This window comes from uncultured Dysosmobacter sp. (assembly GCF_947631635.1).
In the GTDB taxonomy this organism is placed as follows: domain Bacteria; phylum Bacillota; class Clostridia; order Oscillospirales; family Oscillospiraceae; genus Oscillibacter.
Window position 1 is genome coordinate 21,185 of record NZ_CANRMB010000007.1, and the last position, 26,364, is coordinate 47,548.

Below are 26,364 nucleotides of genomic sequence, written 5' to 3' on the forward strand. Positions count from 1 at the left end.
AACATGAATATCGCGCTGCGGGAACTGTGGCAGATCGGCTTCCTCCATGTCCTGTTTTATCCGAGTCACTTCCTCTTTTATATTGGATGGGCGGCGGTGGTTTTGGGCGGACTGATCCAGTGGCTGCTTTTGAAGAAGGCAAAATGTACAGGAACAAAGTGGGTGTTTGCGGGACTGCTGCTGTTCGGACTCTTGGCCGGTGAGACGGGCTACCAGACGATTATCGGCTGGGATCAGCTGCTTCCGCTGTTTGGGTATTGGATTTGCCTGATGCTTCTGTTGGGCAGCGGCGCGGCCTGGGTCCTGCATCGCTTTTTCCAAAAAACGCATTCCATATAGTTCATTAACCTGAAAAACGCACGGGATTTTTCAAGAGGGCAATGCCCGCTGTGCGTAAAGCGAATTGTGATTGATTATAAAATCGTCACATTCAGGGCAAGGAGAAACGGGCCGGAAATGGCTCCGGCCCGGCTCTTCTTGCCTTGTATCAGGAAAACATTCCCTTGAAAGGAGAACCTACATGGCTGAAAATGAGATTCTAATGAGTTCCCAGACGGAACACGAGTATAACGCCTCGGAGATCCAGGTCCTGGAGGGCCTGGAGGCGGTGCGGAAGCGGCCGGGTATGTATATCGGCTCCACCTCCTCCTCCGGACTGCACCACCTGGTGTACGAGATCGTGGACAACGCCATCGACGAGGCTCTGGCGGGTTACTGCACGGATATCCTGGTGCAGATCAACGAGGGCGATACCATCACCGTGGTGGACAATGGCCGCGGCATTCCCGTGGATATCCAGGCCCAGACCGGAAAGCCCGCCCTGGAGGTGGTATACACCATCCTCCATGCGGGCGGCAAGTTCGGCGGCGGGGGCTACAAGGTATCAGGCGGTCTCCACGGCGTGGGCGCCTCCGTGGTCAACGCCCTGTCCGAATGGCTGGAGGTCCAGGTCCACAAGGACGGCAAGATCTATGAGATGAAGTTCTCCCGGGGCCATGTGACCCAGGAGATGACCGTCATCGGCACCACCGACCGCTCCGGCACCACCGTCACTTTCAAACCGGACCCGGAGATGTTCGAGGATACGGTGTACAATTATGAGACCCTCCACACCCGTATGCGGGAGGAGGCCTTCTTGAACGCGGGCCTGCGCATCCACACCGTGGACAAGCGTCCCGGCATGGAGCAGGACGACAGCATGTGCTTTGAGGGCGGCATCCGGGAATTCGTCACCTGGCTGAACAAAAAGAAGGACCCCCTGCACAACGGCGTTATCTATATGGCCGGACAGAAGGACGACTCCATGGCGGAGATCGCCATGCAGTATAACGACGGCTATAACGAGACCATCCTCTCCTTCGCCAACAACGTCCACACCCCGGAGGGCGGCATGCACGAGGAGGGCTTTAAGCGCGCCCTGACCACGGTGCTGAACAACTACGGCCGAAAGATCAAAATGTTGAAGGACGACGAGAAGGTCTCCGGCGAGGACTGCCGGGAGGGCCTGACCTGCGTCATCTCCGTGAAGCTGACCGAGGCCCAGTTCGAGGGCCAGACCAAGGCCAAGCTGGGAAACAGCGAGATCCGGACCCTGGTGAACAACATCGTGGCGGCCAAGCTGGACACCTTCCTGGAGGAAAATCCCCAGGTGGGCCGCATGATCCTGGACAAGGCCCTCACCGCCAACCGCGCCCGGGAAGCCGCGAAAAAGGCCCGGGAGTCCATCCGCCGCAAGACGGCGCTGGGCGGTGCGGCCATGCCGGACAAGCTGCGGGACTGCAACGAGAACAACCCCGAGCTCACCGAAATCTACATCGTCGAGGGCGACTCCGCAGGCGGCTCCGCCACTCAGGGCCGGGACTCCCGCTTCCAGGCCATCCTTCCCCTGTGGGGCAAGATGCTGAACGTGGAAAAGGCCCGGGCGGACAAGGTGTACGGCAACGACAAGCTCCAGCCGGTCATCACCGCCTTGGGCGCCGGCATCGGCGAGGAGTTCGACGCCGCGAAGCTCCGCTATCACAAGGTCATCATCATGGCGGATGCCGATGTGGACGGCTCCCATATCCGCACCCTGCTGCTGACCTTTTTCTTCCGCTTCATGCGGCCCCTGATCGAGCAGGGGTATGTGTATTCCGCCGTTCCCCCGCTGTATAAGCTGACCCGGGGCAAGACCACCCGTGTGGCCTATGATGATGATGAGCGGGACATGATCTCCGCGGAAATGCGGGGCGGTAACCCCAATGTGAAGATCGATATCAGCCGCTTCAAGGGTCTGGGCGAGATGAACCCCCATGAGCTGTGGGAGACCACCATGGACCCCGAGCGCCGCACCCTGCGCCGGATCACGCTGGACGACGCGGTCAAGGCCGACGAGACCTTCACCATCCTCATGGGCGAAAAGGTGGAGCCCCGTAAGGAATTCATTGAGAAAAACGCCCAGTACGCGGTGAATCTGGATTATTGACCTCATAAAGGAACTTTATTGTGGAAGAAATCGTTGAAAAAAGAGATGTCCCGGCAATGCCGGAAGACATTAAAATTCAGTTTGCCGCCCGGGGCAGTATGCCCTATCAGGAAATAAAGGATATTTCTGAGGAAGGGATCCTGGATATCCTTCAGAAGATCCGCGGCGGGCAGTATGCCAGCCTGCTTCTGGCGCCGGAAGAGGAGGATCTGGACAAATTCCTGATGATGGAATCCTCTTCTGATCTGATCTTCCTGCAAATCTGGGACGCGGAGACGGAAACCGCTTGGTCCTGCTTCGACCCCGCCTGGCTGGATTCTGACGAGGAAGCCCCGATTGAACCCAGCGACGGACAGTCGGTGTTCCAGATGCGGAACACCGTACCCAACACGCCGGAAAACCGGGAATTGATGGCCAAATGTGCGGAGTGGTATATCCACACACTTGAGCCTTATCCGGGCATGGACTGGCTGAAAATGACCCAGTGAACTTTTCATAAAAAACGAACCTCTTACGAAGGAGGAGTCAATGTACAATGAGTAAGAAACCCCAATATGACCCCGAGGAGATCCGCTATCCCGACCAAAAGATCGTGGAATCTCCCCTGGTCCCCGAGATGGAAAAATCCTACATCGAATACGCCATGAGCGTCATCGTGGGCCGCGCCCTGCCGGATGTGCGGGACGGCCTGAAGCCCGTGCACCGGCGCATCCTGTACGCCATGTACGAGGACAATCTGACCTCTGACCGCCCCTTTAAAAAGTCCGCCACCTGCGTGGGCGACGTGCTGGGCCGGTACCACCCCCACGGCGACGCCTCCGTCTATGACGCCCTGGTCCGCCTGGCCCAGGACTTCTCCATGCGCTACATGCTGGTGGACGGCCACGGCAACTTCGGCTCCGTGGATGGAGATCCCCCGGCGGCCTACCGTTATACCGAGGCCCGCATGAGCAAGATCTCCGACGAGATGCTGCGGGACATCGACAAGGACACCGTGGACTGGGACCCCAACTTCGACGAGAGCCGGAAGGAGCCCCGGGTCCTCCCCGCCCGGTTCCCCAACCTGCTGGTGAACGGCTCCAGCGGCATCGCCGTGGGTATGGCCACCAACATCCCGCCCCACAACCTGCGGGAGGTCATCGGCGCCTGCATCCATGTGCTGGACGATCCCAACGCCACTTTGGCGGACCTGATGCAGTACGTCAAGGGCCCGGACTTCCCCACCAGGGGCATCATCATGGGCCGGTCCGGCATCCGGGCGGCCTACGCCACCGGCCGGGGCCGCCTGGTCATCCGCGCCCGGCACGAGTTTGAGGAATTCGGCAAGGACCGCACCCGCATCGTCATCACGGAGATCCCCTATCAGGTCAACAAGCGGATGCTCATCAAGAACATGGCGGAACAGGTGGAGGATAAACGCCTGGAGGGCATCTCCGACATCCGCGACGAGTCCGACCGCAACGGCATGCGGGTGGTCATCGAGCTGAAGCGGGACGCCAATCCCCAGGTGGTGCTGAACCGCCTGTTCAACCAGACCCAATTGCAGACCACCTTTGCCATCAACATGCTGGCCCTGGTGGACAACCAGTCCCAGCCCAAGATCCTCTCCCTGCGGCACATCATCGACGAATATCTGACCTTCCAGGAGGAGATCATCGTCCGCCGGACCAAGTATGACCTGAAAAAGGCCATGGAGCGCGCCCACCTGCTGGAGGGCCTGCTGGTTGCCCAGGACAACATCGACGAGGTCATCAAGATCATCCGCACCAGCTACGATAATGCCAAGGAGAATTTGATGGCCCGCTTTGGCCTGGACGAGATCCAGGCCCAGGCCATCCTGGACATGCGCCTGAAAGCCTTGCAGGGCCTGGACCGGGAGAAGCTGGAAAACGAGTACAAGGAACTGGAAGAGCGGATCGCCTACTATAACCGCATCCTGTCCGATGACGGCTTGGTGCGCCAGATCCTGAAAGAGGAATTGCAGGCCATCTCCGACAAGTACGGCGACGACCGCATGACCGAGATCCAGGATGTGGAGGACGAAATCGACATCGAGGACCTCATCGAGGAGGAGGAGTGCGTCTTTACCCTGACCCAGGCGGGCTATATCAAGCGAACTCCCGTCAGCGAGTACACCGCTCAGTCCAAGGGCGGCATGGGGAAAAAGGGCATCACCACCCGGGAGGAGGACTATGTGGTGGATGTGTTCACCGCCTCAACCCACGACTATATCCTCTTCTTCACCGACACCGGCAAGGTCTACCGGAAGAAGGGCTACCAGATCCCCGAGTCCGGCAAGACCGCCAAGGGCACCAATATCATCAACATTCTCCAGGTGGAGCAGGGCGAGCGGGTCCAGACCATGATCCACACCCGCTCCATCGAGGACGACGGCCGGTTCCTGTTCATGGTGACGCGGAACGGCACGGTGAAGCGCCTGCCCGCCAACACCCTGAAGAACCTGCGGAACAACGGCATCCGGGCGCTGCGGATGGACGAGGGCGACCGGCTCATCACCGTCCGGGAGACCGACGGCAGGCAGAAGATCCTGATCGCCACCCACGACGGCATGGCCTGCTGCTTTGATGAGAACGACGTCCGCCCCATGGGCCGTGACGCCGTGGGCGTCCGGGGCATCCGCCTGCGGGAGGGCGACTATGTGGTGGGCGCCGCCCGGGCCACCGAGGGCAAATGCGTCCTCTCCATCACGGAGAGGGGCTACGGCAAGCGGACCCCTGTGGAGGAGTACCGCATCACCAACCGGGGCGGCATCGGCATCAAGAATTACATGGTGACGGAAAAGACAGGCCCCGTGGTGGGCATCAAGGTGGTGGACGGCACCGAGGACCTGCTCCTGGTCACCCAGGCGGGCATCCTGATCCGTACCGCGGTGGAGAATATCCGCACCGCCGGCCGGGCCACCCAGGGCGTCATTGTCATGCGCTTCAAGGAGGAGGGCGACCAGGTGATCTCCCTGGCGCTGACCGACCGGGAAGCGGCGGGAGAGACAGAGACCGTCGCGGAGCCGGAGGAATAAGCCATGCCCGGACTTGGGTCTGCCGTGGTGAAGCGGTTTCTTCTGAATGAGCCGCTTCTGGTCCCATATGGGAAACGGGTCATACAGTCCGGGAAGAGTGGGAGAGCAGCAGACAAAACCTCCGGGCGATCGGGAGAAAATGCTATGAGGCGAAATACCATCAACTGCCTGCGCTGCAATACGCCCATGGACTTTTTGGGACAGCGGCAAATACAGTTGGGAAAGACAGGCTGGCTCCTGGGAGACCTTCCCAATCTGTTTGCGGGCGCCATGGATGTGGCGGCCTTTAAGTGCCCGATGTGCGGAAAGCTGGAATTTTTCAGTGCGGAGCAGACCGGCACACCATGCAGAGGCAAAGGGGAAAGCTCCCGAAAAAGTTGCCCGGAGTGCGGCGCGGAGTATGACGGAGATTGCGGCTGCTGCCCCATCTGCGTGCATGGATCCATCAAATAGAGGTAAGAAATTTGAAAACAGTTACGATCTACACCGACGGGGCCTGCTCCGGAAATCCAGGCCCCGGCGGCTGGGGAGCGATCCTGATGTACGGCCCGCACAAAAAGGAGCTCTCCGGCGGCGAGGCGGACACCACCAACAACCGCATGGAGCTGACCGCCGTCATCCAGGCGCTGTCCCTGCTGAAGGAGCCGTGCGTCGTGGAGTTGTGGTCCGACTCCAAATATGTCATCGACGGCTTGGAAAAGGGCTGGGCCAGGGGCTGGAAGGCCAGGGGCTGGAAAAAGGCCGATAAAAAGCCCGCCCTGAATCCGGACCTGTGGGACCGGCTTTTGGAGCTGACGGACATCCACTCCCTGCGCTGCCACTGGGTCAAAGGCCACGCGGAGAACGAGTACAACAACCGCTGTGATGAACTGGCCGTGGAGGAGAGTCAAAAATACAGGTAAGTTCCCGCGCGGCCTGGGGCCCCGCAGGGCGGGGCGGCGCAAAAGCGCCGTACAAGCATTTTGCAGAGCAAAATCTTGGCGCAGGGCGAATTCATTTCGCCCGGAGCAAATCAAAATGAAAGGGCTCCCATCCGGCTAAGCCGGATGGGAAACCCACGCGGAGAACGAGTACAACAACCGCTGTGATGAACTGGCCGTGGAGGAGAGTCAAAAATACAGGTAAGCTCCCGCACGGCCTGGTGCCCCGCAAGGCGGGGCGGCGCAAAAGCGCCGTACAAGCATTTTGCAGAGCAAAATCTTGGCGCAGGGCGAATTCATTTCGCCCGGAGCAAATCAAAATGAAAGGGCTCCCATCCGGCTAAGCCGGATGGGAAACCCACGCGGAGAACGAGTATAACAACCGCTGTGACAAACTGGCTGTGGCGGAGAGTCAGAAATATAAATAGCCGGGAGAATGGGGAGATTTTGAGGCGGACTAGCCGCGAAATCGTTTTTCTGGAAAAGGTTCACAAACTGTTCATAGGAAAAACATAATTCCGCAAAATATCTCGGGTATCTTAATACTCAAGCAAAGGGTCCTCCCAGCCCGATGCGTTTTCTCCCTCCTAAAACACACACAGCAAAAAGGACCGCCATTGGCGGTCCTTTTTGTGCGTCCTTTTTCTTGTAAAAATGCAAACAGCGGTGTAAAATAACCGTAATATCAAGAATCCAAATAAGGAGATCTCGCTGATGAAAGATGGTTTTATTTCTGTCGCCTGCGGAACGCCCAAGCTGCGGCTGGCGGACTGCGACTACAACGCGGAGCAGACCTTCACCATGATGCGGGCCGCTGAAAAGGCCGGCGTGAAGGTGCTGGTGCTGCCGGAGCTGGGCCTGACGGGCTACACCTGCGGGGACCTGTTCTATCAGGATACCCTGCTGCAGGGCGCGGAGCAGGCCCTGTCCACGGTGCTGGCGGCCACCCGGAATCTGGAGGTGGTCACGGCGGTGGGCCTTCCGGTGCGGGTTAACAACAGATTGTATAACTGCGCGGCAATTATACAAAAAGGAAGGATTTTAGGCCTGGTGCCCAAGACCTACCTGCCCAATTACAGCGAATTTTATGAGAAGCGGCAGTTTACCACAGCGCCAAAGGCCAATGAGCCGGTCTGTGTCTACCTTTGCGGTGAAGAGTTCCTTATGGCGGCGGAGCAGGTGTTCCACTGTGAAAATATCCCGGAACTGAAGCTGGGCTTTGAAATCTGCGAGGACCTGTGGGCACCGGATTCCCCCTCTGTCCATATGGCCCAGGCGGGAGCCACCATCATCGGCAATCTGTCTGCCAGCAACGATATCATCGGCAAGGACAGTTACCGCCGCCAGCTGGTGACCATGCAGTCCGCAAAGCTCCTGTGCGGATATGTCTATGCCAGTGTCGGCGAGGGAGAGTCCACCTCCGACGTGGTGTTCGGCGCCCACCAGATGATCGCGGAGAACGGCGCGCTGCTGGCGGAGCGCCGGTTTGACGGCGGCCTTTTGATCTCCGAGATCGATGTGCAGAAGCTGGCCTATGAACGCCGCCGGACCCAGATGCTGGACACGCTGTCGGAGAGCAGGATGCCGGTACAGAGACTTTTCTCCCTGTCCCTGTCCCCCACCAAGCTGACCCGCTATGTGGCCCCCATGCCCTTCGTCCCCGAGGGGAAGGAGGACCGGGACGCCCGCTGCCGGGAGATTTTGCTGATCGCCTCCCTGGGCCTCAAGCAGCGGCTGGAGCACACCGGGGCCAAGACCGCCGTGGTGGGCCTCTCCGGCGGACTGGATTCCACGCTGGCGGTCCTCATCACCGGCCTTGCCATGAAGATGCTGGGCCGGCCCATGACGGACATCATCGCCGTCACCATGCCCTGTTTCGGCACCACGGACCGCACGAGGAACAACGCCGTCATCCTGGCGGAGCAGATGGGGGCCACCCTGCGGACCGTGGATATCTCCAACACCGTCCGCAGCCACTTCCGGGACATCGGCCACAGCATGGAGGACCATTCCGTCACCTTTGAAAACGGCCAGGCTCGGGAGCGGACCCAGGTCCTCATGGACATTGCCAATGCCAACGGCGGCCTGGTCATCGGCACCGGAGACCTTTCCGAGCTGGCCCTGGGCTGGTGCACCTACAACGGCGACCATATGAGCATGTACGGCGTTAACGCCTCTATCCCCAAGACCCTGGTGCGCCATCTGGTGGGCTATCTGGCCCGGGACAACGAGGGCAAGGACGAGGCGCTCCACGACGTGCTGGAGGATATTCTGGACACTCCGGTCTCCCCCGAGCTGCTGCCCGCCGTCAAGGGCGAGATCAGCCAGCGCACGGAGGACCTGGTGGGTCCCTACGAGCTTCACGATTTCTTCCTGTATTACGTCCTCCGTTGGGGCTTCTCCCCCGCCAAGGTCTACCGGCTGGCCCAGTATGCCCTGGACAGGCAGTACAGCAGCGAGGTCATTTTAAAGTGGCTCAAGACCTTCTACCGCCGCTTCTTCACCCAGCAGTTCAAGCGGAACTGCCTCCCAGACGGCCCCAAGGTGGGCACGGTGGCCCTCTCCCCCCGCGGCGACTGGCGGATGCCCAGTGACGCGAAGGTGAATCTATGGCAGGCGGAGCTGGAAACGCTGAAATAAGCGGAACCGAGGAGCCAGTCGCCTCTCCGGGGTCCCCGCGAAAACCCAGCGGAGCGGTTTTCGTGGGGTGAGGAGGAGCAAGGGAGCGAAAGGAGTTTTCGCCGCAGGCGGAAACGAAACGGAGAGGACTTTGCGACGACGAGGCGGATGCCCAGTGACGCGAAGATGAATCTATGGCAGGCAGAGCTGGAAACGCTGAAATAAGCGGAACAGAGGAGCCAGTCGCCTCTTGGGGGTCCCCGCGAAAACCCAGCGGAGCGGTTTTCGTGGGGAGAGGAGGAGCAAGGGAGCGAAGGGAGTTTTCGCCGCAGGCGGAAACGAAACGGAGAGGACTTTGCGACGACGAGGCGGATGCCCAGTGACGCGAAGATGAATCTGTGGCAGGCAGAGCTGGAAACGCTGAAATAATAGAAAATGAGGAACTAACGCCCTTCCCTGCAAAAATCCATCAGAGTGGTTTTTGCAGAGAAAGGGTGGCGCCCGCAGGCGCGTTTCGATGCCAACCTTTATTTTAGAAGAAATCAGATGCGAAATGGAAGAATGGAAAGCGGGCATTTTGGCTGCGGAGGCAGACAGCACCGGGAAAGAAGGAGAAGAATGCGTTTGAAACAATACATCGTGGACGCTTTTACGGACCAGGTGTTCCACGGCAATCCAGCGGCGATCTGTATTCTGGATGAATGGCTGCCGGAAAAACGGATGATGGATATGACTGCCGAGAACAACCTGTCGGAGACCGCCTTTGCGGTGAAGGAGGGCATCGGCTACCGTCTGCGCTGGTTTACCCCCGGCGGGGAAATTGACCTGTGTGGTCACGCTACCCTGGCCTGCGCCTATGTGCTCCTGCACTTTTACGAGCCGGAGGCCCAACGCATTCCCTTTCAGACGCTGAGCGGCGAATTGACGGTGGAAAAGCACGGGGACCTGTATGAGATGGACTTTCCGGCCTACGAGCTGAAACCAATCCCTGTGACGGAACAGATGATTGACGCCATCGGAGCCGCGCCCCGGGAGGCATACCTGGGCCGGGATCTGCTATGCGTCTTTGACAGTGAAGAGACCATACGGAGGATGCAGCCGGATCAGGAGAAGGTCAGAGTGTTGGATGGTCTGCTTCTTCAGGTCACAGCCCCTGGAACGGATACGGACTGCGTTTCTCGTACGTTCGCCCCCAAATGCGGCGTTGCGGAGGACCCGGTGTGTGGTTCTGGCCACTGTCACATCATCCCTTATTGGGCAAAAGCGTTTGGAAAACGTGAGTTGGTAGCATATCAAGCGTCCCGCCGGGGCGGTACGCTGTACTGCCGGATGGACGGAGACCGGGTGAAGCTGGCGGGGAAAGCAGCACTTTATTCAGTCTCGGAGTTGTTTATCTAATTCGTTTATATGTTCCCCTGACAAAAATTTAGAAACTAAATGGGGTGTCAGGCTATCTCAAAGTGATGAGATAGCCTGATTTATTTTCGGATTTCCATCACATGGATAAAGGTTTTTTTCAGGTAGTGAATGGTACCTGGCTGGACAGGGTATGCAGAAGTTCCCTCTTGACAATAGTTGATATCGCACTATAATATAGTCCGAAACCGTACTAAGGAGGCGCTGAATGCATATTCGCCAGCAGATGGAGCAGCTCTGTGCCTGCTTCTGCCGTCAGGAGGAATTATACCGTGAGTGGGCCAAGGCCCACAGCATGAGCTATAATGAGGTCATGACCCTGTACGCCCTGGACCTGGGGCGGTCCTATACCCAAAAGCAGATCTGCGAGGAATGGCTGATCCCCAAGCAAACGCTGAACACCATCGTCAAGGACCTGGAGCGCAAAGGCTGCGTGTGCATGGAGTCGCTGCCGGGAAAGCGGGAAAAGACGGTCCGGTTTACAGAAAGAGGCCACGCTTACGCCGGGGGACACCTGCGGGAGCTGTATCAAATGGAGGAACGGGCCATGGCGGCGCTGGACGGGGACATGCGCCGCGCCGTTGTGGAGGGGGCACAGCGCTTCACCGAGGCCTTTGCCCAAGAGGTGCGCCGTGGATAACGCCCTGGCAAGACAGTTCCGCACCGCTTCCCTGCTGCGGTTCGCCCTGCCCAATATCATCATGATGGTGTTCCTGTCTTTTTACACCATTGTGGACGGCATGTTCATCTCCCGTTTTGTGGGGACCTTGGCCCTGTCCGCCATCAACATGTCCTATCCGCTGAACTGTTTGGAGATGGCGGTGGGCATCATGCTGGCCTCCGGCGGCAGCGCCATCATCGCCAGGGAGCAGGGAGAGGGCAAAGAGGATATCGCGCGGCAGGATTTTTCCTGCATCATCGCGGTGTCCCTGCTGACCGGCGTGCTGTTTTTGGTGCTGGGGAACCTGTTCCTGGACCCGGTCCTGGAGCTGCTGGGCACCAGCGGGGCCCAGTTTCCCTACTGCCGGAGCTACACCCGGATTCTGCTGCTGTTTGCGCCAGCCTTTTTTTTGCAGACGGCCTTTCAAACCCTGTTCGTCACCGCCGGAAAGCCGGGACTTGGACTGGGCCTCACCCTGGCCGGCGGACTTTCCAACATTGTGCTGGACTGGCTCTTTATGGGGCCCTTGGGCATGGGTGTGGAGGGGGCGGCCGTGGCGACGGCCATTGGATACTGCATCCCCGCCGCCGTAGGCGTGATATTCTTTTTCCAAAATAAAAAAGGGACACTGTACTTTACGCCATTCCGTCCCAGGCGGCGGGTGCTGCTCCAGACCTGCGGGAACGGCGCTTCCGAGATGGTGACCAACATCGCCAACGCCGTCACCACATTTCTGTTCAACCTCCTCTTCCTGAAATTCTGGGGAGAGGACGGCGTGGCGTCCATCACCATCATCATGTATTTTCAATTTGTGTTCACAGCGGTATTTTTCGGCTTTTCCATGGGCGTTGCGCCGGTGGTCAGCTACAAATACGGCGCCCAGGACACGGACCAGCTGAAAAGGATCTTCCGGTCCTGCCTGGGATTCATAACGGCCTGTTCCGTGGGGATGTATGTCCTGGCCCGGCTGGTGATTGGGCGGTGCCTGACGCTCTTCACCGACGCAGACAGCGCGGTGTATGCCATCACCATGGAGGGCTTCCCCCTCTATGCGGTGAGTTTTCTGTTCATGGGGATCGGCATTTTTGCCTCCTCCCTGTTCACCGCGTTTTCCAACGGGACGGTCTCTGCCGCCATCTCCTTTGCCAGGACCTTTGTGTTCCTGGTGGGGATGCTCCTGATCCTGCCCGAACTGTGGGGCGAAACAGGCATCTGGCTGGCGGTCCCTGCGGCGGAGCTGCTGGGTCTGGCGGTGTCTGCTGGATTTTTGATCTGGGGGCGGAAGAGCTACCAGTATTGAAAAAATGGGTGCGGAATGGCTCCGCACCCATTTTTCTATCATTCTTTTTCAATCATGCGGGAGAACTTCTCTCAGAAAATTCTTCCACGGCTGGCCGCTTCGGCGCAGAGACAGGCCAGAGAATAGTAGAAGGAAATACGGGAGCTCTCTAATAAAGCGCGCATGTTAGATAAAGCGGCGTATAAAATAGACATGGCAGAAAACCACACGATTCCGTGTGAAAGCACCAAACGGCATTGCAGATCAAAGACGGCGGCATAAAACGCTGCCGTTCTCTACTACTCATTTCTCAAGATGAAATGTCAAAAACTCTTGACATATGTGCACTATTATAGTATATTAAGAATGTCAAAAGTATTTGACACAGGAAGAGAAACACAGAAGGGAGAAGCATTTATGCCGGTCGCTGCAATGATGTTTTTAGGGGTTGTCTTGGCGGTATTTGCTATTTTGGACATGATCATGTTGGTATCGCTTCTAAGACCGGGAGATGAGCGCAATCAAATCATTGTTTGGAAAGCCAGTTCCTTTACTTTATTGGCAACAGTTGGAGCAAAAATCATAGATGTGATTGAGAATTTTGCAAGAGCGCAGCCCATGACAGTCAATCCATTTATTCAACTGGAGGTTGCTGCTGTTATTTACTTTATGGCCCTTATGTATTATAAAAAAAGGCACAGTGGCTGATATGAAAAATATAATTAGAGACAGACGAAAAGAATTGGGCCTCTCACAAGAGGAATTGGCAAAAAAATGCGGTGTTTCCAGACAAACCGTGAATGCGATTGAAAACAACAAATATGACCCCACCTTGATGCTGGCGTTCAGTTTGGCGAGGGAGTTGGGCACAACTGTTGACGAGCTTTTCAATCCATAAGTGAACAGAAAACCAGTCAGAGCAGTCAACGGCCAGCTTGTCATATCCGCCGCAAAGACGGCGTTGAAAAGGACTGGACATGCTGGAGAAGAAGTCAAAGACCACCTTCCGGGGCCAGTCCGGCCAGTTGCTCTTTCGCGTATTCCGTCGTCACCATCCCTTTGAATGAAATCGCCATATTCCAGAGAAAAAGCCATCTGACAGGAGAGAAGCAGACCAGCCATGCGCATTTGCGCATGGCTGGTCTGCTGAGAAACTTATTTCCGGAACTCGTCCACCCGCAGGCACCGGGTGGCGTTGAGAATGGCGATAAAGGCCACGCCCACATCGGCAAATACCGCCTCCCACATGGTGGCCATATTGAACGCGCCCAGGATCATCACGCCGAATTTGACGATCAGGGCGAACCAGATGTTCTGGTTTACGATCCGCAGCGTCTTGCGGGAGATGCGCATGGCGGTGGCGATTTTGGAGGGCTTGTCGTCCATCAGCACGATGTCGGCGGCCTCGATGGCGGCGTCGGAGCCAAGGGCGCCCATGGCGATGCCGATGTCCACCCGGCTCAAGACGGGGGCGTCGTTGATGCCGTCTCCCACAAAGGCCACCTTGCCGTTCTGGGATCTTTCCGCCAGCAGTTTTTCCGTCAGGTCCACCTTGTCGGCGGGCAGCAGCTCCGCATGGTATTCATCCACGCCCAACTCCGCGGCCACCGCCTTGGCCACCGCATCGGTGTCGCCGGTGAGCATGACGATTTTCTTCACACCGCTGGCCTTCAGGTCCGCGATGGCGGCCTTGGCGTCCTCCTTGGGCAGGTCGGAGATGACAATGTGTCCGGCGTAGAAGCCGTCCACCGTCACATGGACGATGGTGCCCGGCAGTTCACAGGGCAGCCAGTTGACATTTTGGCGCTCCATCAGGCGGCTGTTGCCCACACAGACCGCCTTGCCGTCCACTTTGGCACAGACGCCATGACCGGCGATCTCCTCCACATCCGACACCCGGCCGGCGTCGAGACTGGCTTTGCAGGCGGCCCGCAGGGACAGGGAGATGGGATGGTCGGAGTAGTGCTCCGCCAGGGCGGCGTATTCCAGCACCTGCTCCGGGGTGTAGGCGGCCTCTGGATGGACCGCGGTGACGGTGAAGGTGCCCTTCGTCAGGGTGCCGGTCTTGTCGAACACCACGGTCTCCGTCTTTGCCAGAGCCTCTAAGTAGTTGCTGCCCTTCACCAGGATGCCGCATTTGCTGGCACCGCCGATGCCGCCGAAAAAGCTGAGGGGCACGGAGATGACCAGAGCGCAGGGACAGGAGATGACCAGGAAGATCAGCGCCCTGTGGAGCCAGTTGGCCCAGTCGGTGCCCAGCAGGAAGGCGGGCTGGCCGGCGGCGGGGATCAGGAATAGGGCGATGGTAGGGATCAGGAACAGCGCCAGGGCGGCAATGACCACGCAGGGTGTGTAATACCGGGCGAACCGGGTGATGAAATTCTCACTGGAGGCCTTCTTTTCGCTGGCGTTTTCCACCAGGTCCAGAATTTTGGACACCGTGGATTCCTCGCAGAGCTTGGTCACCCGGATGCGCAGCAGGCCGGACTGATTCACGCAGCCGCTGATGACCGCGTCGCCGGGGGCCACGTCCCGGGGAACGGACTCGCCGGTGAGGGCGGCGGTGTCCAGCGAAGAGCTGCCCTCCAGCACCACGCCGTCCAGGGGCACCCGCTCGCCGGGCTTTACCACGATGACAGCGCCCACTTCCACATCCTCCGGGTCCACCTCTTCCAGCTCGCCGTTCTCCCCCTCCAGGTTGGCGACGTCGGGGCGGATATCCATGAGGGAGGCGATGGACTGCCGGGACTTGCCCACAGCATAGTCCTGGAACAGCTCGCCCACCTGATAGAACAGCATGACGAACACCGCCTCGGCGTATTCCCCGGTGCCGAAGGCGCCCACGGTGGCCAGGGCCATCAGGAAGTTCTCGTCAAACACCTGTCCGTTGCGGATGTTGCGGACAGCCTTGTACAGGACATCCCAGCCGATGACGGCGTAAGGCGCCAGATAGCAGACCGCCGTCAGCAGGCCCTGTTCCGGCAGCACGGCGAATGCCGTCAGCAGCTTGACGATCACCAGCAGCACCGCTGAGGCGATGATGCGCCTCAGCATCTTCTTCTGTTTTTGAGTCATTTTGATCCCTCCGGGACGATTGGTTTTTGGATGACTGCCATCCCAACAGGCAAGCGCCCCGGGATGACGGTCAGTTGGCAGTCCGGCAGGCCAGCCCTCTCTAAAAAGGCCCGATAGCTCTGCCGGGTAAAAAGTTGTTTTTGCCGGAATCCCAGCAAGCGGTACAGGGAGATCAGCCTCTTCATTAGCGGACCCGCCTCCCCCATGAGAAACGTGGGCAGGAGCAGAACGCCGCCGGGGGCGGTGACCCGCCACAGTTCCGCCACGGCCTTTTCCGGCGCGTCCAGCAGGTGCAGGACGTTGGCGGCGCAGACGGCGCCGAAGGCGCCATCCGCGTCCGGGAGATGGAACAGGTCCCGCTGGGCAAATTCGATCTGGGAGAGTCCCCTGCGGGCGGCTTTCCGCCGGGCCTGTTCCAGCATGGGGAGGGACAGATCCGTACACAGGATCCGCCCGGCAAAAGGCGCGGCGGCCAGGGAAATCTCCCCAGTGCCCGCCGCGCACTCCAGCATATCAGAACCCACTGGGACACAGCGGGCCGCCTCCGCGGCCATTCCGCGGACCGCCCGGCGGTTGGCGAACTCCGCCAAGTCGTACAGGCCCGCGATCCTGTCCCAGAATGTCCGACTCATCTTAAACGGACAGCTCGCAGTCAGGCTCCACCTTCTTGGCGGTGGCGACGACCTCTTTCAGGATCTCGTCAAAAAGGGCGTCGTCGGCGTCCAGGACCATCTTCTGGGACATAAAGTTGATGGTGACGGAATGGACGCCGTCAATCTTTCTGACCGCATCCTCCACCTTGGCGGCGCAGTTGGCGCAGTCGATGACGAACTTGTAACGCTTTTTCATGATGATCTTCCTCCAATATGTATTAAAAATGTGGAAAACTTACTCTGAAACGTGTTCAAGACCCTGGTCGATGATGGTTTTCACATGGTCGTCCGCCAGCGAGTAGAAGACGGTCTTTCCCTCTCTGCGGGCCTTCACCAGCCGGGCGTTCTTCAAGGCCCGCAGCTGATGGGAGATGGCGGACTGGGTCATGCCCAGCAGCTGGGCGATGTCGCACACGCACATCTCCGCCTCAAACAGCACATACAGAATGCGGATGCGGGTGGAATCGCCGAAGATGCGGAACAGCTCCGTCAGATCGTATAAGGTGTCCTCGCTGGGCAGCTCCCGGCGCACCCTCTCCACGATCTCCTCATGGGCGTGGATGAAATCACAGCACTCCACATTGTAACGGTCCTCCATGGGTACCCTCCTTTCAATTGAACGATTGTTCATATGTTCAGTATACGCAATATCATGGATTTGTCAACCCCCTTTTAAAAAATGTGGAAAATTTTTTGCAGACATGATAAACTGTCCCTAAATCTCACAACAAGGAGCGTCCTATGAACGAACTAGAACAGCAGCTTTTGGAGCGGTACAAAAAAAACGCCTTTATGCGCCATAATCATATCGAGATGGAATCCGTGGAGCGGGACCGGGCGGTATTCCGGCTGGTGATCCGGCCGGAGAGCAAAAACCCCTACGGCATGGTCCACGGCGGAGCCATCTACACCATGGCGGACAATGCCAGCGGCACCGCGGCCCACACCGACGGGCGCTACTATGTTACCCAGACCAGCGCCCTCCACTTCCTGCGCAACCAGTCCGCGGGAACTGTCCGGGCGGAGGCCTATGTCCGGCACCGCGGCAAGTCCACCTGCCTGGTGGCGGTGGATATCACAGGAGAAGGCGGCAAGCTGATCGCCACCGGCGAATTCACATTTTTCTGCGTGGACAAGGCCCTGATGGACCAAAAGATAAGTCCGAATGAATGCCGGCCAAACACTGGGGCATGATATCGTCTGTGTACTGGAAAAACGGGAAAGCTCGGCGGATCGCGTGAGAAACAGCGGCGCTGCCCTCTTTGGCAGGCGTCGGCCCGCCTGCATCCCTTTTACACATTCTCAGACGCACCGGCCATATCCTATCAAATAAAAGCGTTCTAACCGGAAGGAGGCGTGGAATGACAGAGTGCAGATCCTTTCACAAGCCGGCGGAAGCACCCCTCCGGGCGCTTTTGGACCGGGAGTACGGGACCGCCGCGGGTACGGTCCTGCGGCTGGCCTGGCAGGCCGGATTGCAGAGAAAAGAGATCTCCGCCCTCACCTGGGCAGGCGTGTACCTGAATGAGGGCACGCTTCAGATCTCGGAGCGGGCCATCCCCCTGTCCGGGGAATTAAAGAGGTATTTAGAGGACCTGCGGGACTGCCAGGGCCGCGTGAGAGCCAGCGGCCGGGTGCTTCTGTCGGACAGCCGCCATAAGCCGCTGGCGGTCTACTCCGTCTCCAACCTGGCGCGGACGGCCCTCCAGGCCGAGGGGTTGGAGGGCGTCACCCTGGGGGACCTCCGCACGGATTACACCCTGCGGCAGATCGGCTCCGGCGGACTGGAGCACGCCGCCCGCGTCACCGGCATGAACGTCCACTGGCTGATGCGCTTGGCGGCGGAGGAGGACCTTCCCGCTGAAAAAATGCGTCCCGCAAAAGCCGGTCCCGTGGGCGAGCGCCCGGAGATCGACCGGGCGGCCCTGGAGGAACTGGCCCGCCGGGAGGGCAGTACAGACGGCGTTCTGGCCGTGTTTCTGGCGCTGGACGCCGGAGCGGACCTGCGGGAGATCGCGGAGCTCCGCTGGTCCGGCGTGGACCTGCCCGCCGGGACCTTGACACTGCCGTCCGGGACCATCCACCTCTCCCCCACCCTGCTGGATCTGCTTTCGGCCCGCCGCAGCAGGCCGAAAGCAAGGGTCCTGACCGCACCGAGAACAGGAAAAGCCTATCCCGCGGAGCGGATCTCCCGGCTGGCCCGGACGGCGCTGGTGCGGGCTGGGATGGACCGGCTGTCCCTGAAGGACCTGAACCGTGCTTACGCCCGAAGGGACGCCGGGGAAAAGCTCACCGCCTGGATCCGGCAAAACGGCCCCATCAAGCGGTCTGCGGCGGCAAAGCTGCTGGATCTGCCGGACCAGACGGCGGGCCACATGCTCCGCATTCTGTGTGAGGACGGCGTTTTGATGCCGGTGGGGATGAAATATTACCTTCCCGGTGCTGCGGTCCCGCCGGAGGAGCAGCGTGCCCGGGTGCTCCGCCTGCTGGAAAAGGAGCGCTCCGCCAGCTGCGCGGCCTTTGCGGTGGAGCTGGGGACCGACGTCCGCCAGTGCGGCACGCTTCTGCGCCGCATGGTCCAGGACGGCGACATCGTGCAGGTGGGCCGAAAGTACCAATTGCCTGATAAGTTATAAATGAATAGCAAAAAAATGTGAGAGTTGGTCATGTGTACCAGCTCTCTCGTTCTTTTAATTACGATTAGAATCAAATTTCAAAATCAAATTGACGAACGAGTTACAATGATGTAACAAAAGACAATAACTTATGGACATTTCGAAAGGAACGTTGTAGATTAACACCAGCGGGAGGCGATTCAGCCCGACAGGCCATTCCGAGCCTGATGCGGACACTTGCTAGCCGCCGCATGAAGCCCGGATCGGTTTCAACGGCAGAAGCGTCCTGACCGCAAAAATTTAAAGGAGGAAAATACCCCATGAAGAAGTTCCTTTCTATGGTTCTGGCTCTGGTGATGGTCATGTCTCTGGTCACCGTCAGCGCCGGCGCCAAGGGCTTCACCGATGACAGCAAGGTACAGTACAAAGAAGCTGTCGACGTGATGTCCGCAGTGAAGGTTATCGACGGTTATCCCGACGGTTCCTTCAATCCCCAGGGCACACTGACTCGTGGTGCCGCCGCCAAGATCATCTGCAACCTGATCTTGGGCCCCACCACTGCCTCTGCCCTGTCCGCCGACACGGCTCCCTACAAGGATGTCCCTGTCAACCACACCTTTGCCGGTTACATTGCTTACTGCCAGCAGCAGGGCATTATCTCCGGCTACGCTGACGGCTCCTTCCGTCCCGGCGCCACTCTGACGAACTATGCGTTCATGAAGATGCTGCTGGGCGCTCTGGGCTATGACGCCGACATCGAAGGTTATGTGGGCGACAACTGGTCCATCGCCGTTGCCAAGCGCGCTTTGAACATCGGCCTGACCGATGACATGGTGGAGGAGTTCGTGGGCACTGATTACGCCACCCGTGAGCAGGCCTGCCTGTACGCCCTGAACACCATGACCGCCGACATGGTCCAATATGACTCCCGCACCTCCGTAACCGTTGGCGGCGCTGAGGTCGTCATCGCTGGCTCCAAGGCCGAGGTCGTGAAGAACACCTCCAAGACCGACGGCAACATCTTCGCCGAGGACGGCGAGATGCAGTTCGCCGAGAAGTACTTCACCAATCTGAGCGTTACCAAGGGCTCCGACGACTTCGCCCGCCCCGCCAACGTTTGGAAGGTGAAGTCTGAGAAGATCGGCACCTATGCCGACAAGGCCGACGTGACCTACACCGGCAGCGTCAAGTCCAAGGACATCTACAAGGACCTGGACCTGGGCAGCACCATTGCCAAGGCTGACGTTGAGGTTTACAACAACGGCGTCGAGGCTGCCAGCATCGCCATCAAGAAGGGCAGCGAGGACAAGATCGCTGCCGCCGGCAACGGCGTTCTGACCGAGGTCTTCTACAACGATGATGATGACTCCGTTATCGTCACCAGCGTCCAGACCTATGTGGGCACCATCAACAAGTCCGTGGCCGCCAAGGGCGACAAGGACGCCTATGTTGAGATCGCTCCCGAGTCCGCGCCTAAGGGCGTGTCCGGCATCCTGAAGTTTGAGACCAACGAGGAGTTCGAGGACGACGCCTATGTCCTGTTTACTTACTCCGAGGATACTGACGAGGTCAAGTCCGTGGCCGTGGCCGAGGAAGTCTCCGGCACCGTCACCAAGGCCGAGAACTCCGACACCAACGTCACCGACAAGAAGGCCCTGACCATCGACGGCGAGCGCTACAAGGCCTCTGCCAACATCGCCGGTCAGAACCTGGGCGACGTCACCGTCAAGGAAGACTACACCATCTACCTGGATGCCTATGGCTACATGATCTACGTGGAGGAGAACGAGTCCACCGACTATGCTCTGGTCCGCGCTGCCGCTGACAAGGGCTCCTTTGTTGGCAAGAAGGCCGAGCTGGTCTTCGCTGACGGCACCTCCAAGGTCGTGGAGACTGAGAAGAATTACACCAGCCTGGTTGACGAGATTGTCACCTACAAGGTGGACGACGACGGCGTGTACACCCTGAAGGCTGTCAACACCACTGTTGCCAAGGCGAACCTAAGCACCTTTGAGATGACCAACGACAAGGCTGGCATCAAGATTGACGGCGATACTACGGTCACCGCCAACAGCGCTTCCGTCTTCGTGGTCGGCGAAGAGGGCAAGAAGATCGACGACATCGACGATTACACCGCCTACACCGGCATTAAGAACGCTCCTTCCATCAAGACGAGCGCCGCCGAAAATGACCAGGTCAACGTGTACTACTACTGCAAGAACGGCAAGATGGTCACCATCATGTTCGTTCTGCCCGAAGAGAACGTTGAAGTCACTGACGGCGTCAGCAAGACCGTGTTCCTGGCCAAGGAGTCTGTCTCCAACCTGATCCACGACGCTGACGGCGACTACTTCGAGTACAACGCTGTTGTGGACGACGAGATCACCACTGTCAAGGTGGCTGACGACGTTACCGTCGATGGCAAGAAGCTTGAGGTCGAAGGGGGCGATTCTTACAGCAAGACTGTCAAGAAGACCCTGAACGGCCTGTACAAGAGCTACTCTGTCGACAAGTACGGCATCATCACCGACCTGAAGACCTATGCCAGCGACACCTTCGATGGTGAGAAGGGCTATCTGGTCGATGAGGGTATCGACAAGGTCTCCAAGGAGTACACCGTTCTGGTTGGTAAGAATGGTTCTGCCTACGACTACACCATCACCTGCGATGAGGACGCCACCTACTACTATGTGGATAAGGACGGCGAAATCAGCGAGAGCTCCTACAAGGCTCTGTCCCAGGACGACAACGACGTTGTCTACCTGCGCGCTAAGGACTACATGGTCCAGGCCCTGTTCGTTGAGGAAGTGAAGGCCGCCGCTGCTACCTATGGTGTGACCATCGACTCTGCCGATAGAACCTATAACTATACGGTGGACGGCAAGAAGGTCACCAAGGCTGTCACCATCGAGGCTGATGAAAAGGGCGACGACGTGGACTTCACCATTGAGGCCGTTGAAGGCTATCAGATCGACAGCGTCAAGGCCGGCTCCACGACCCTGAAGGCAGACAAAAACGGCGTCTACACCGTCGAGAACGTGAAGAGCAATGTCGCTGTTACCGTGACTGTCAGCAAGATTCCCGGCGAGACCGTCAACGTGGCTGTGTACTATGTTACCACCAGTGGCGACAAGGGCACTGCGGTCGGCACTCAGGCTGTGAAGGCATCTGCTGAAGCCGGCGTGCTGGGAACCGTGGAACTGACTGATGTAACGATCCCCGCTGGTTACAAGTACAAATCAGGTCTGCCCGCTACCTTCACTGTCGGCAACGGCACCCCCGAGGTCCTGGTGGTTGTTGAGAAAAAGAGCAACCAAACCCAACCTAGTGTTGCTCAGGAAAGTATCTCCAACACGGGTTCTAATCCCTCAGCTACGGCGACAGTAAACGACTCCGGTATTTCTATCTCTGTCACGAACGGTAGCGGTGATAACAACGGTGATACCATCACTATGAAAGTGACCGCAGCCGCTCTGGGTTCCTGCAGCCCCGAACAAATTATTCTGACCTATGATGGTAGCAACTGGACTGCTGACGTCGAAACCGTAACCGGCACTGCCGAGGATGGTACTACCAAGGAATACACTGTAACGGTTAGCTAATCAAAAGCGATTTATCAAAACACATCTGTGTTGAGATAACAAAAGCCCCGCTCCTGAGGGAGCGGGGCTTTTGCGTCCACGTCAGTTTGGGAAACTCACTTGACGCCCCAGATGGTGACGGAGGTGCCGGGCTGAAAAGTGCCCTCATACGTGCTGATACTCAAAGACTTCACCTTCTGGAAGGAATCTTTGGAACAGAAGGTGCCGTAGGTCCTATTGAATGGATGGATAAAGCCGCCGATGGGCTGTGAGGGCGTGAAGCAGGGGCAGGCGATGACATGCCAGCAGGGGCCGATGTAGCTGTCGATATACATGGAGGAGCTTCCGTTGAATGAGATACTGCATTGGACAGAGGGATCCTCCGTCTGAAAGATGAAATGGACCTCCCGCCAGTCCGCCCAGTTGATGTCGTTCAGAGGCACGGGAAAACTGGTCGCCGCCTGATCCATGGTTTCCACCCGGATCAGCTGTGCCCCCGCCCGTTTGTCCAGCGCCGCCACCGCCGCCTCCCGGGCGGCTTTTTCCGCCTTGTCCCCGTTGATGCGGGCGGCTTCCTCCGCCGCCAGCGCGGTCTGCTCCGCCTTCTGGCTCACCTGGGCGGTCAGGCTGTTCACCGCGGAGGCGTCGGCCTTCTCCGCCACCTGCCCCGCCAGACCGTGCAGGGCCGCGTCGATTGTTTGGTTGTCGTGGTTGAAATCCGCCATGAGGATCGGGTCCTCAAAGTCCCATTGATTCAGTTGATAGTGTTCCGTTTGCAGCAAAACGAGTCTCTCCCTCTATTTTTTGATTTGTCACCCCCGCTGAAAACGGCTGAGGCGGGCCGCTTCCCCCGTCCGTCCGGCCCTCGCCAAGGCCCGCCGGACACGGCCCGCCCCCACCTGAGACTTGCAGGGCCTCCACCGGGACCGTCTGGGGCGGTCTCCATCGTTCTCCCCCGCTGTGTCCCCGCGGAAAAAAGCCCTACACTACCTCCGGTAGTGTAGGAAAAAGTTGCACGCCGCCGTGCGCCATGGGGCAAAAAAATTGTCCCGCTCCATTTGGAGCGGGACTTTTTTCAATCCGCCAGGGGGAAGGTCACCACGGCGGTAAACAGGTCCGCCACAGTCTCCACCCGGAATTCCCCGCCGCAGGCCTCGGTAAAGCTGCTTGCGATGGAGAGGCCCAGACCGCTGCCGCCGTCGGTGCGGCTCGCGTCTCCCCGGACGAACCGGGCGGTGAAGTCCACGCCCTGAGGCAGCTCCTCCCGGGAGACGTTGCGGAGGGAGGCCGCAGCCTTTCCCGCCTCCGTGGTCAGCGTCAGATGGACCCGGCTGCCCTCCAGGGCGTATTGCAGGGCGTTCTGGATCAGGTTCTGGAACACCCGGTACAGCCGTCTGCCGTCCGCCACGATCTCTACCGGCGCGTCCGGCAGGTCGATTTTGAAGGTCAGGTGACTGGCTTGGATGGGATCGTCCATGTCCGCCAGGGTCTGCCGCAGGAGCTTGGCCAGGTCCAGCCGCTCCAGCCGGACGGGCAGCTGGTCCGCCGCGGCCTTGCTGATGTCGAATACGTCCTGCACCATGGAGCGCAGGCGCTGGGCCTTCTCGTCGATGATGCGGGCGTAGTCCGCCGCCGCGCCCTCCAGCGGCTCCTGCCGCAGCAGCTCCGCGTAGGAGAGAATGGAGGTCAGGGGCGTTTTCAGGTCATGGGACACGTTGGACACCAGCTCCACCTTCATCCGCTCGCTGCGGGTCTGCTCCGCCAGAGCCGTGTGCAGCCCGGCCTGGATGTCGTTGAGGGCTTCGGCCGTCTGCCGCAGGTCTGCGTCCTCCGGCAGGTCCAGCGGCGTGGAGAGGTCGCCGTTCCGGATGGCCTCCACCTGGCCGGAGAGCAGGCCGATGTCCTGGGCCAGCGCCGCGTGTTTCCGCAGGATCAGCAGAAGCGCCGCGGCGGCGATGACCGGAAATGCCGCCATAAGCCAGAACAGCCAGTGCTGCGGGGAGAGACCCAGGCTGATCGTCAGCAGAACTCCCGCCGCAGGGAACACGCAGATCAGAACAAGCGCGGCGCGGTTCAGCCAATTCATACGCTTTTGGAACGTATACCGCGGAAGCCGGATGGAGATCAGGCGCCAAAGGCTTCGGTGCTTCTCCCTGGGGTTGTACCGGTGGTCGTTGTGAATGAGCCACAGCACCCACACCAGCCCCAGCAGGGCGGGGATATTGGACACTGGAAGGAGCAGGAGATACCGTCCCACAAGGCTGGCCCAATAGTCCCAGTTTTCAAAGATATCATAGCGGGACGCCCAGGCCAGCTCCGACGCCGCCGGATTTCCGGCGGTCATCCACAGCAGGCAGGCCGCCACAGCCAAAAGGCGCGGCTCTGTCCAGATATGGAGGGTCCAGGAGGCCAGCTTCTGATCCGCCAGCCTTTTCTCCCGCCGCAGGGCCAGCCACAAAAGCAGAAACAGAACGCCAACGCCCAGCAGCACCGCCTGCCGGAAATAGAACGCCCGGGCCTCCTGGAGGCGTTCATATACCCAGTACATCCGGGCGGTCTGCACGCCGTTTTGGGTGAAGTACTGGAGGGGCGTCTCCCGCACGGCCATGTATACGGATACGTCCTCCACGCCCTCCCCCGCCGGGAAGTTCTCATAGCCGGGAACGAACCAGTCGGAGTCCGCGTCATAGATGCCGTCGCCGTAGACGTCCAGCGTCTGGCCGTCCTTGACGATGGTGACCTTGCCATGGAGGAAGGCCAGCATGAAGTTGTAGCCCTCCGGCAGCTTGTTGTAGATGGACAGTGCCTGGCTGTCATCCACATTGCTGTAGTAGATATCCTTCTTTGCGTTGGTCACCCGGTACAGCACACTTTTGTCATTCCGGTAATAGAGATCCTTATCAGAGGGCACCGGGGAGCTTGAGGAAAAGTCCGAATCTGCCTCAATGGCATCCGAATAGGTCACCCCATACCACCGGGCCGAACCGTATCCGCCCTCCTGCACCACATTCGTGCCGTACCAGTTCAGATGCTCTCCGGCGCCCAAAGACAGAAAATCCTGCAAATAATCCGCTACCTCCGCACGAAAGGCCTCTGTCTCCTGCCAGTCGGACACCTGCCACTCCGGACTGCCCCGCTGGGCGATCAGCCGTCCCGCCATGGCGCCCAGGCTCCCCAGCACCAGGCTCACGCCCAGCACAAAGGCCAGAAAGGCGATGACCGCTTTGACATGCCGTCCCCTTTTCGGAACGCTGTCCCCTTCCTTTACCTCGTCCTGGATCGGCTCCGCCGCCTGTTCCAGGGGCTCTTCCGGCGCCCTATCCATGCTGTTCCATTTTGTATCCAATGCCCCACACCACCTTGATATAATCTGGCTCCTTGGGATTCAGCTCAATTTTTTCCCGAATGCGCCGGATGTGCACCATCACTGTGTTCTCGCAGGAATAGGCGTCCTCGCTCCACACCCGGCGGTAGATCTCCTCCGCCGGGAAGATGCGGCCGGGGTTCCGCATCAGCAGGTCCACGATCTTTGTCTCCGTGGGCGTCAGCCGCACCGCCTCCCCGTCCGCCTGCAGGACCAGACTGTCCGGATCGTAGGTCAGCCGCCCGTTGACGATGAGATGCTTCCGGCCCTCGGCGTGGATGTCCCCCAGAGACGTGTACCGCCGCAGCTGGCTCCGCACCCGGGCCGTCAGCTCCTGGGGATTGTAGGGCTTGGTGATGTAGTCGTCCGCCCCCATGGAGAGGCCCAGGATCTTGTCGGTGTCCTCGCTTTTGGCGGAGAGGACGATGATGGGCAGATTCCGCTTCTCCCGGATGCGGATGAGGGCGGACAGGCCGTCCAGCCTGGGCATCATCACGTCGATGAGGATGAGCCGCACCGCCGGGTCCAGGCACAGGTCCAGGGCCTCCATGCCGTTGCAGGCCCGGAGCACCCGGTAGCCCTCCCGCTCCAGAGTGATGGCGATGGCGCCCACGATCTCGGGGTCGTCGTCCACGACCAGGATGCATTCGTTCATGCTGTTTCCCTCCTAGCAGTTTCAG

22 protein-coding genes are annotated in these 26,364 nt (G+C 59.2%); 15 read left to right on the forward strand and 7 right to left on the reverse strand.

Annotated features, from left to right (window positions below; all coding sequences use genetic code 11):
- Positions 1-3 precede the first annotated feature (3 nt).
- From Q0Z71_RS05325 to Q0Z71_RS05380, 12 genes are all read left to right on the forward strand, one after another.
- Positions 4-339, forward strand: coding sequence for a hypothetical protein (locus tag Q0Z71_RS05325; protein WP_298019335.1), 336 nt, complete (start codon positions 4-6; stop codon positions 337-339).
- Between the two features lie 181 nt (positions 340-520).
- Positions 521-2,464, forward strand: a complete 1,944-nt coding sequence (gene gyrB, locus Q0Z71_RS05330) for a DNA topoisomerase (ATP-hydrolyzing) subunit B (RefSeq protein ID WP_298019337.1) — start codon at positions 521-523, stop codon at positions 2,462-2,464.
- Positions 2,465-2,520: 56 nt separating this feature from the next.
- Positions 2,521-2,952 carry a hypothetical protein gene (locus tag Q0Z71_RS05335; protein WP_298019339.1) on the forward strand — a complete coding sequence of 144 codons (432 nt, stop codon included), beginning with the start codon at positions 2,521-2,523 and terminating at the stop codon, positions 2,950-2,952.
- Positions 2,953-2,999: 47 nt separating this feature from the next.
- Positions 3,000-5,501 (forward strand): DNA gyrase subunit A, encoded by a 2,502-nt coding sequence (gene gyrA, locus Q0Z71_RS05340; RefSeq protein WP_298019342.1) that lies wholly within the window; start codon positions 3,000-3,002, stop codon positions 5,499-5,501.
- Between the two features lie 144 nt (positions 5,502-5,645).
- Positions 5,646-5,954, forward strand: coding sequence for a hypothetical protein (locus Q0Z71_RS05345; RefSeq protein WP_298019344.1), 309 nt, complete (start codon positions 5,646-5,648; stop codon positions 5,952-5,954).
- Positions 5,955-5,965: 11 nt separating this feature from the next.
- Positions 5,966-6,403 (forward strand): ribonuclease HI, encoded by a 438-nt coding sequence (gene rnhA, locus Q0Z71_RS05350; protein WP_298019346.1) that lies wholly within the window; start codon positions 5,966-5,968, stop codon positions 6,401-6,403.
- Between the two features lie 732 nt (positions 6,404-7,135).
- Entirely contained in the window at positions 7,136-9,061 is a 1,926-nt protein-coding gene (locus Q0Z71_RS05355; protein ID WP_298019349.1) for an NAD(+) synthase, read from the forward strand.
- Between the two features lie 603 nt (positions 9,062-9,664).
- On the forward strand, positions 9,665-10,438 hold the full coding sequence (locus Q0Z71_RS05360; protein ID WP_298019352.1) for a PhzF family phenazine biosynthesis protein: 774 nt from the start codon (positions 9,665-9,667) through the stop codon (positions 10,436-10,438).
- A 226-nt stretch (positions 10,439-10,664) separates the two neighbouring features.
- Complete coding sequence (locus tag Q0Z71_RS05365) at positions 10,665-11,096, forward strand: MarR family winged helix-turn-helix transcriptional regulator (RefSeq protein ID WP_298019354.1); 432 nt, start codon at positions 10,665-10,667, stop codon at positions 11,094-11,096.
- The gene (locus tag Q0Z71_RS05370) at positions 11,089-12,417 is read left to right on the forward strand and encodes an MATE family efflux transporter (protein ID WP_298019357.1); all 1,329 of its coding nucleotides are present in this window, start codon (positions 11,089-11,091) and stop codon (positions 12,415-12,417) included. Before Q0Z71_RS05365 ends, Q0Z71_RS05370 begins: the two co-directional genes overlap by 8 nt.
- Before the next feature lie 396 nt (positions 12,418-12,813).
- Positions 12,814-13,104, forward strand: a complete 291-nt coding sequence (locus Q0Z71_RS05375) for a hypothetical protein (protein ID WP_298019359.1) — start codon at positions 12,814-12,816, stop codon at positions 13,102-13,104.
- A 1-nt stretch (position 13,105) separates the two neighbouring features.
- Positions 13,106-13,294 (forward strand): helix-turn-helix transcriptional regulator, encoded by a 189-nt coding sequence (locus Q0Z71_RS05380; protein WP_298019514.1) that lies wholly within the window; start codon positions 13,106-13,108, stop codon positions 13,292-13,294.
- A 257-nt stretch (positions 13,295-13,551) separates the two neighbouring features.
- Here the strand turns inward: Q0Z71_RS05380 and Q0Z71_RS05385 are convergent, their stop codons facing one another.
- The 4 genes from Q0Z71_RS05385 to Q0Z71_RS05400 are packed head-to-tail and all read right to left on the reverse strand — an operon-like array spanning position 13,552 to position 16,722.
- The gene (locus Q0Z71_RS05385; RefSeq protein ID WP_298019362.1) at positions 13,552-15,471 is read right to left on the reverse strand and encodes a heavy metal translocating P-type ATPase; all 1,920 of its coding nucleotides are present in this window, start codon (positions 15,469-15,471) and stop codon (positions 13,552-13,554) included.
- The gene (locus Q0Z71_RS05390) at positions 15,468-16,103 is read right to left on the reverse strand and encodes a class I SAM-dependent methyltransferase (protein WP_298019365.1); all 636 of its coding nucleotides are present in this window, start codon (positions 16,101-16,103) and stop codon (positions 15,468-15,470) included. Before Q0Z71_RS05390 ends, Q0Z71_RS05385 begins: the two co-directional genes overlap by 4 nt.
- 1 nt (position 16,104) lies before the next feature.
- Positions 16,105-16,320, reverse strand: coding sequence for a cation transporter (locus tag Q0Z71_RS05395; protein WP_298019368.1), 216 nt, complete (start codon positions 16,318-16,320; stop codon positions 16,105-16,107).
- Positions 16,321-16,359: 39 nt separating this feature from the next.
- Entirely contained in the window at positions 16,360-16,722 is a 363-nt protein-coding gene (locus Q0Z71_RS05400; protein WP_298019371.1) for a metalloregulator ArsR/SmtB family transcription factor, read from the reverse strand.
- A gap of 143 nt (positions 16,723-16,865) precedes the next feature.
- Here Q0Z71_RS05400 and Q0Z71_RS05405 point away from each other — a divergent pair, with 143 nt between their 5' ends.
- From Q0Z71_RS05405 to Q0Z71_RS05415, 3 genes are all read left to right on the forward strand, one after another.
- Positions 16,866-17,318, forward strand: coding sequence for a PaaI family thioesterase (locus Q0Z71_RS05405; RefSeq protein ID WP_298019373.1), 453 nt, complete (start codon positions 16,866-16,868; stop codon positions 17,316-17,318).
- A 167-nt stretch (positions 17,319-17,485) separates the two neighbouring features.
- Positions 17,486-18,760 carry a hypothetical protein gene (locus Q0Z71_RS05410; RefSeq protein ID WP_298019375.1) on the forward strand — a complete coding sequence of 425 codons (1,275 nt, stop codon included), beginning with the start codon at positions 17,486-17,488 and terminating at the stop codon, positions 18,758-18,760.
- A gap of 299 nt (positions 18,761-19,059) precedes the next feature.
- Entirely contained in the window at positions 19,060-22,341 is a 3,282-nt protein-coding gene (locus tag Q0Z71_RS05415) for an S-layer homology domain-containing protein (RefSeq protein ID WP_298019377.1), read from the forward strand.
- A 95-nt stretch (positions 22,342-22,436) separates the two neighbouring features.
- On the opposite strand, the gene Q0Z71_RS05420 is transcribed toward Q0Z71_RS05415, so the two are convergent.
- The 3 genes from Q0Z71_RS05420 to Q0Z71_RS05430 form a co-directional block, all read right to left on the reverse strand.
- The gene (locus Q0Z71_RS05420) at positions 22,437-23,102 is read right to left on the reverse strand and encodes a hypothetical protein (protein WP_298019378.1); all 666 of its coding nucleotides are present in this window, start codon (positions 23,100-23,102) and stop codon (positions 22,437-22,439) included.
- Positions 23,103-23,395: 293 nt separating this feature from the next.
- The gene (locus tag Q0Z71_RS05425; RefSeq protein ID WP_298019379.1) at positions 23,396-25,666 is read right to left on the reverse strand and encodes a HAMP domain-containing sensor histidine kinase; all 2,271 of its coding nucleotides are present in this window, start codon (positions 25,664-25,666) and stop codon (positions 23,396-23,398) included.
- The gene (locus Q0Z71_RS05430) at positions 25,638-26,339 is read right to left on the reverse strand and encodes a response regulator transcription factor (protein WP_298019380.1); all 702 of its coding nucleotides are present in this window, start codon (positions 26,337-26,339) and stop codon (positions 25,638-25,640) included. Before Q0Z71_RS05430 ends, Q0Z71_RS05425 begins: the two co-directional genes overlap by 29 nt.
- Between the last annotated feature and the right edge of the window lie 25 nt (positions 26,340-26,364).